4 protein-coding genes are annotated in these 4,669 nt (G+C 62.7%); all 4 read right to left on the bottom strand.

All coding sequences use genetic code 11. From position 1 onward, the window contains the following. Nucleotides 1-3,206 (bottom strand): transglycosylase SLT domain-containing protein (locus G442_RS23465; protein ID WP_154660424.1); only part of this gene is annotated, 3,206 nt, incomplete at its 3' end. A gap of 1 nt (nt 3,207) precedes the next feature. Beyond that, nucleotides 3,208-3,909, bottom strand: a complete 702-nt coding sequence (locus tag G442_RS23460; RefSeq protein ID WP_051292556.1) for a hypothetical protein — start codon at nt 3,907-3,909, stop codon at nt 3,208-3,210. Between the two features lie 4 nt (nt 3,910-3,913). After that, nucleotides 3,914-4,276, bottom strand: a complete 363-nt coding sequence (locus tag G442_RS0118815) for a hypothetical protein (protein WP_246789549.1) — start codon at nt 4,274-4,276, stop codon at nt 3,914-3,916. 38 nt (nt 4,277-4,314) lie between these two features. After that, nucleotides 4,315-4,669: hypothetical protein (locus tag G442_RS25670; protein WP_026399191.1), on the bottom strand; the 355-nt coding region annotated here is incomplete at its 5' end.

Here is a 4,669-nt window from a genome sequence, read left to right as displayed (position 1 = left end):
GACGCCGGAGACGACAGGCTGTTTTTCAGGTTCAGTTCCTGTCCGACGCTGATCCCCGAGCCCTCGAAATCCATCGCGCCGCCGGTCGAACCCCACCCGTCGCCCGACGAAGACCCCGACGACCCGCCGAGGTTTCCCAGAAGCTTCGAGACGTCTGACAGCGTGTCCCTTGTTCCGCCGTCAATGTCGTTGAGCAGCGGATTGATCAGCCCCATCTTGAGGATCATCGACGCAATCTGCGTCTCGATCGCCTGCAGCGTCGACCTAAACGACATCCCGCTCGACGTGCCTTGCAGGAATCCCTGCACGAGACCGTCCGACAGCTGGTCCGCCATGTTCGAGATCGAGCCCGTCAGATCCGACAGCGTCTGCTGTTGGTGCTCATAGGCGACTGACGCCTGCGTGACGGCGTCGGCGCTCGCGAGATAGGCCTGAGACGTCCTGTCCGTCAGACTCTCCCCATTGCGAAGTAGAGTCTGCTCGGCCTGCATATGCGCGGTCATGGCCTGTCGCGCGTCATCGTTCTGGCCGAGCGATGCCGTTTCCGCCTGAAGAATGGCGAGCTGATCGTTGTTCGACCAAATCTGCCCGATCAGTTGCTGTTCCTTCTGCGCCGCCGTCTGGCGGTCGAGAGCCGCGGTCATGTCGTCGACATGCTTCGAAAAATCCGGGCTCTTCTGATCGAACGAGTTCAGGGCGGCCTCGTAGGCCTTCTGGTAGTTCGTCACATGGTCGAGCGACTGCGCCGTCTCGGCGTAGGAGGCGTTCACGGAATCCTGTTCGTCCGCCTGCCGCGAAAGCGCCGTAACGCTGGCCGTCCATTCATTGCCCAGACGCGCCTGCGCCTGTGTCTGGGCAGCGAGCACGGAACTTGCCGACGCATGGGCGCCGTTCATGCTGAGCTGCGCCTGGTCGACCTGCTGGGCGACCGAGATCATCTCCCTCTGATAGCCGGTCAGACCGGCGGCGCTCTGCGCCGACAGATCCAGACTATGCGACAGTTCCTGCAGCGGATCCCGGGTGTTCGCGATGGACGCGCTTGTGGCGTCCATTTGCGCATGCAGATCCTTCGCGCCGGTCTCGTACGCCTGCTGACCGATCAGCCCCGCCTGAAATTGCCTGTTCAGATCGGAGAGCGCCTGAGACTCCCCGGCGTAGGTCCGTTGCAGATCCGCAAGCTGTCCGGCCGTGCCTGGATCGCCCTTTGACACGTAGGCGTCGGAAGACTGGCGCAGACCGGCGGCGGCTACAGAACCATAGACCCGTCCTTCCGTCGTGCGGGCAATATAATCCTGCGTCTCCTGGGGAATCGTGTCCGGATTGCTCCCCTGCGCGAGCCATCTGTCGACATTGCCCGGCCCCCAGTTATAGGCCATCGCTACAAGCGTCTGGTCGCCGTCATACTTTGCGTAAAGCTGCTTGAGATATTTCGCAGATGCGCTTTCGTTGCCGTGCAGATCCGTGATGTCGTAACCGCCCGCGTTGGACGGCATGACCTGCATCGCCCCGATGGCTCCGGCGCCGGACGTGACGAGCTGTCCGTTATGGTATTGCCCGGTGCTGCTCTCAGCGGACTGAATCAGGTGCATCAGCGACGTCAGGTCGCTCCCGAGCGCCTGCTCTGCCGCAACCGTATCCACCATGGACGACGCCTGTCTGAAGTTCCATGAATCCGACCCGGATGACGACGCTCTGCCTGCAGGCGACGCGAACACCGGATCCGGCGCATTTCCACGGCGCATGCTGTCAGCCAGTTCCTGCGGCACCAACGCCTCGACGCCACTTTCAAGCTTGCCGTAAGCCCACCCGGCTCCGGATTTGACCGCTCCCCACGCCGTCTCCATGGCGCCGGGAATTTTCCTGATCTCCTCGACGAGGTCAGTAATCGCTCCGATGCTGGTCGTGGCCATGCCGACGATGACGTCCCCGATGCCCTGAGCTTTCGTCGTGGCGACGTCGTGAACGACGCCGAACTCATCTTCCAGCTTCCGCCACGCCGCCTGAAACGGGGTCAGGGCATTGTCGGTGGCGCCATGCACAGTTTGCTCGAGCGTGCGCAGAACCAGATCAGTGGCGCCGGCACGATCGCCCATCTGTTGCATGTGCTGGACGGACTGGACGAGCGCTGCGTCGAAGCCGGTCAGGCTCTCTTCCGAGAATTGCTGCGCCGCCTTCGATGGGTCTTGCATGGACGACGCCAGGGTTTTGGCGGCGTCCGGAACCGTCGTGCCCATCACCGTCGCCAGATCCTGCGCGTCATGCGTCAGGCGCTGCAGCTGCGTATTGTCCACGGTCGGCACGGAAACAATGGTCTGGATAATGGTCCGGCTATCAGCGAGCGACAGGTCTGAGCCCCCGTGCAGGCTCCGCGCGGCATGCTCCGCTGTTGCAGCGAGATCGGCGTAATCGGTGCGTGTGGCGCGAAGGTGCTGCGACAGTTGCGCCATATGCTCCTGCTCGCCTTCGGCGTAGGAGCCGAGCTTATAAATGGCGACGCCTGCAATTGTTGCGGCAAGACCAAGACCGGCCGGACCGGAAAGCAGACCGCCGACCAGTTTTGTCGCATTGCCGAGGCCGCCCATCGCCTGCACCATGTTGGGCAGCTGATACGTCGTCGCCGTGATCGCAGAGCCGCCAGAGAGAACCTGATCAACCCATTTGTGAAATTCATCGGCGATCTGCGCGATCTGGTAAGATTGCAGCTTGACCGTCGCCGTGTTCTTGCCTTGCGCGGCGGTCAGGTTATCCAGTCCCGCGCTCGCTGCGTCCGTGGCTTCGGACGCGTCGTGCGTGGCGCCCGTCACCTGCGCAAGCGCTTCGCCCTTCCTGCGCAGGGCGTCGATAGTCTTCTGCTCGCGCGTCTCTATATTTTCATATTGCGTCGCCAGCGTCGCCTGAATGTCGCGATACTGCTGGAGCGTGATGGCGCCCTTCCTGTAATCTTCGGTCGCTCGCTCCAGCCGCATTGCCGTCCGGTCGAACGCCGCCTCTATGCGGTTGGTGGCCTTCTGCACGCCATCGGCGGACCTGACGAACTGGTCAGTCGTCTGGGCGGTGCGCTTCATGGACCCGTCGACGCCGTCCATGGCGGACTGCACGTCCTTGCCTGACGTTGAAACCTTGTTCAGGTTTTCCGCGACGGTGCGCGCCTGCGCACTCACCTGATCATTCAGGCGCGCAATCAGTTCCGAGACCCGTGTGGCCATGTCATTTCTCGCTCAGAACAAGAGAAGGATATGTGATGGGCTGGCCGACGCCGAGATCCCTGCGTCGTGCAAGATACCGCTCGCCGCGCCGGAAAACGCTCGATCGCGGATTGAGCTGCGCAAGCTTCCGCTGCGCGTTCCCCTTGAGAAGATACGGCGCCTGCCACTTGCCATAATGACCGGAAAGATTGAGGAAACGCCGTTCGGCTGTGATTCCCGCGAACTTTCGCTGCACTGTCTGCCGCGCGGCCTCTATGATGCCGGGCGGAACAGACATTTTCATCGCCCCGACGTCGATCTTGCGCGCATATGGAACCGGATTGGAAATCGTCACCTCGACGCCTGATGGCAGGTCTTCAAGATCGCCGGTCCACACGCCGCCTGTAACCATGACGATCCATGCGTCGCGATAATCGCCGCTCGATACGGGAGATTTGTTTCGACACGTCTCAAGCGCCAGAATGACGGCCTGAGACAGATCGCTGAAGTTATAAATAATCGCGCCGCCCGGCTGCAGATCGCTTTCAGGCGCATCGGCGGTTCCGTTGACCGTACGCGTCCACCTGGAGGACGCCTCGCCAGCCGCGATCAGCGCGTCGCGCTCCGCAATGACGTCAGCGATCAACTGGGCCTTTACCGCATCGACAGAAACGTCATCCCGGACATAACGATCAATTTCCACCATGAACGTATCGCGGGCCATCTTGCTATTTCCTGAAGATCTGGTCCAGCTCGGCGCGGATCTGACGCCCGCGCAGGTCCAGAAAAACCCGGTCCATGGCCTTGACCATCAGGACCACAAAATCGCGCTCGTCCCCGTCGAGATCCTGCGCGTCGCACCACGCCAGCACATCGAGAGCAGGCAACGGCTGCGGCCGGGACACCCCACGGATCGCGCCCATGCCGCCACCGTAGATCTCGACCATGTGGCGGCGATGCCCGGCCATTTCGTGCCAGCAACGCCATGGCAGCCGATACGCGGGCAGCACGTCCACACGACGCGCCTGCGCATCCACTGCATCCCAGTTCGGGTGATCCGCCGGGAGGAGCGCATCGCCGTAAGGCGCCACCAGCGGCGCGTCCTCGATCGCCCAGACGAGCGCGTCGGTCAGTTTTTTTCCGCGCTCTCCAGCTGCGCCTTCGTCGCGCGCCCGACCGAGCCCGCCGCCTGCATGGCGAGCGCCAGCAAGGGCCGGTTTTCACGATGCTGGATCAGGTCGCAAAACTGCTCGATCGTCACCGGAGCGCCGTCGTCTCCGTCCAGGCCGGAAACGTCGATCAGGCATTTTTCCGCCATCGCCTGCGCGACGCATCCATCCTCGATCGAAGGCGGCAGGGCATCGGGGCTGACAGGCGTCTCGTTCGCCGACAGCCCCGTATTGTAGCGGATGGCTGCCGTGCGCCGCAGCGACCAGAGCCGGTCGGCATAGGCGTCCGTAAAACCGCGCGTCGTGATCGTGAAG

The sequence above is a fragment of the Acetobacter nitrogenifigens DSM 23921 = NBRC 105050 genome, from assembly GCF_000429165.1.
GTDB classification, from domain to species: domain Bacteria; phylum Pseudomonadota; class Alphaproteobacteria; order Acetobacterales; family Acetobacteraceae; genus Acetobacter; species Acetobacter nitrogenifigens.
This window is presented reverse-complemented; position numbering and strand designations above follow the sequence as displayed.

What these genes read in the sequence shown, in the direction of transcription:
- G442_RS23460 (WP_051292556.1), bottom strand. Translation starts at nt 3,909, where the DNA reads ATGGCCCGCGATACGTTCATGGTGGAAATTGATCGTTATGTCCGGGAT.